At 29.0% G+C, this 2,193-nt stretch carries 4 protein-coding genes; all 4 read left to right on the top strand.

What is annotated here, in order from left to right:
- Positions 1-253: 253 nt before the first annotated feature.
- The 4 genes from H8700_RS01335 to H8700_RS01320 all read left to right on the top strand — a co-directional run bounded on the left by H8700_RS01335 (position 254) and on the right by H8700_RS01320 (position 2,127).
- Positions 254-517 carry an autorepressor SdpR family transcription factor gene (locus H8700_RS01335; protein WP_146139601.1) on the top strand — a complete coding sequence of 88 codons (264 nt, stop codon included), beginning with the start codon at positions 254-256 and terminating at the stop codon, positions 515-517.
- Between the two features lie 7 nt (positions 518-524).
- A complete protein-coding gene (locus tag H8700_RS01330; RefSeq protein ID WP_249302462.1) occupies positions 525-1,097 on the top strand; it encodes an SdpI family protein in 573 nt (190 codons plus the stop codon).
- Between the two features lie 11 nt (positions 1,098-1,108).
- Positions 1,109-1,435 carry a hypothetical protein gene (locus tag H8700_RS01325; RefSeq protein WP_249302460.1) on the top strand — a complete coding sequence of 109 codons (327 nt, stop codon included), beginning with the start codon at positions 1,109-1,111 and terminating at the stop codon, positions 1,433-1,435.
- A gap of 524 nt (positions 1,436-1,959) precedes the next feature.
- A complete protein-coding gene (locus H8700_RS01320) occupies positions 1,960-2,127 on the top strand; it encodes a hypothetical protein (protein ID WP_249302458.1) in 168 nt (55 codons plus the stop codon).
- Positions 2,128-2,193: the final 66 nt, after the last annotated feature.

Below are 2,193 nucleotides of genomic sequence, written 5' to 3'. Positions count from 1 at the left end.
TAATAAACATCACTGGGAAATCGTACCGCTTAAGGGAATATATGATACAGGACGATGAATGAGCAAACTTGTACATTCTTAAATGATCAAAAATGTACATTTTGATATTGACATTTATACATGTTGCTTTTTAGTAGTATGCAAGTCTTTTTATGAAAATAATTTTTAAAAATTATTGACAAGAAGCATTTCTTAGTTTAGTATTTAACCGTAAGGTTAATTAACTTTTTGATTAAATGAAAGGGGTGTGAGTGTGGGAAGTGTTTTTAAAGCTATTAGTGACCCAACTAGACGAGAAATTTTGAAACTATTGAATGAGAAAGATTTAAGTGCTGGAGAAATAGCGGAACATTTTGACATATCGAAACCTGCTTTAACAAAACATCTGAATATCTTACGAGAAGCAGAGTTAGTTAGTTCAGAAAAGCAAGGAAATTTTGTCATTTATTCAATCAATGTAACAGTACTTCAACAAGCATTGTCTGGATTTATGTCTATTTTTGGAAAAAAGGAGTGATTTAGAAATGAAGAAATCAATTTTTATTTTAGATATATGTATATTTGGGTTATCTATCACAGCACTTCTGATCGCCTTTTTCAAAAATTTAAGCAATGTTAATTTCCTTATAGGAGCAGGTTTGATTAGTTTAATGGGTGTTGCGCAAACGAGAATGGCAGTTATTACAAATTTATCTAAAGATAATCCAAAAGTGAAAACAATGCGTCGTATGAATAGATTGACGGTAATATTGGCAGTTGCACTATATTTTGTTCCGCTAATAGATAATGATTTCATCGTCAACATTCCAACATCATTTATTTTTGTGGTTACCATTATGCTTTTTACTGGAAATGTTTCAACAAAACTTCCTTTAAATAAGTATATGGGATTACGATTACCTTGGACAACGACAGATGAAAAGACATGGAAAATTGCGAATAGATTATTAGGATATATTACATTTCCATTAGTTTTCATTATGTTGATTTTATATTTTGTAACAGAGCAATCAGAGTTGGTTTTGTTCATTGGGCTTGTTATTTGGGTTGGAATTCCTACAATTTATTCTTTTATCAAACAAAAAAAAACAAATTAGGAGAGTGAACTATGATTAAAAAAATATTAAAAGATGTCTTAGGAGAAAATTTTACTGGGAATAATGAAAAGTATGCTAAAATCAATTTTATTATTGTTATTCTTATGTTTTTGGTTTCCACAATTATGTTATTTTTCTTACCGGAGAAGATAAATATTTTGCATAATGGAGATACCTATTATCCTATCCCTAGTATTTTGGGAATATGGCTTGTTCCTGTTATTTCTTTGGTACTGAATTTTACTTTTATCAAGCAAAAAAAGTTATCATCATTAAATAGTATTATCATGGGATTACTTCTCATTGGAAGTACCATATATTATATTACTTTGATATAGTAAAGGATAAGACCAATGAAAAAAACACTTAACATCATTCTATTTGGAAGAAAAAAATCATATTTTGTCAAATGTACATTAACTTTAATTGGACTGTATCTAGGTGTTTTGTTTTGGTATTTTAATGTGGATTATCTAGGACAGCCAATACAAAATGCTTTAGTATTGGCTGTTTGTAGTTTGATTTGCATATCTGTTCTTGTAGCTTTGCAGTATTGGTAAAAATGGGCTATTTTTTGATATATCTTTATTGCTGTATGGTACATTTACGAATATACTTTGCTCTTTTATGGGAGTGTACTTTGACTATAAAATGCCCAGAACTGAAATCACACCTAATACATTATTACATGGGAATATGAGCAAGATATTTGTTTTAGTCATGATTGTGGCTTTAACAATTTTAGAAATGTATTTTTGAAAAAAATTTTCCTTTGTTAAATTTTCTATTGGATTATCAATGATGAATATCTTGATTTTATTATTGATAGGTGTGGTTATGTATATGAAAAGAGGTCTTTCAGATGATAGAAATAAATAATTTAAGTAAGTCTTATGGTATAAATAAAATTTTTGAAAATGAGAGCATTACTTTAACTAATTCCTGTATATATGCTTTAGTAGGGGTATATAGTGGCTCTATAGTGGCTCAGTTGTCAAGACAAAAATTTAATATTTTTATAATGAACTGATATGTTGACGGGTTACATGAGAGAATGCAATGTAGCGTCTCCCGGACTTTTTATATTATGCGGCTG

The organism is Jutongia hominis (assembly GCF_014384965.1).
Classification (GTDB): Bacteria; Bacillota; Clostridia; order Lachnospirales; family Lachnospiraceae; genus Butyribacter; species Butyribacter hominis.
The sequence above is the reverse complement of the archived record's forward strand: the minus strand, read 5'-3'. Positions and strand labels throughout refer to the sequence as shown.

Coding starts and splice junctions, on each gene's coding strand:
- H8700_RS01325 (WP_249302460.1), top strand. CDS start 1,109: ATGATTAAAAAAATATTAAAAGATGTCTTAGGAGAAAATTTTACTGGG.
- H8700_RS01330 (WP_249302462.1), top strand. CDS start 525: ATGAAGAAATCAATTTTTATTTTAGATATATGTATATTTGGGTTATCT.
- H8700_RS01320 (WP_249302458.1), top strand. CDS start 1,960: ATGATAGAAATAAATAATTTAAGTAAGTCTTATGGTATAAATAAAATT.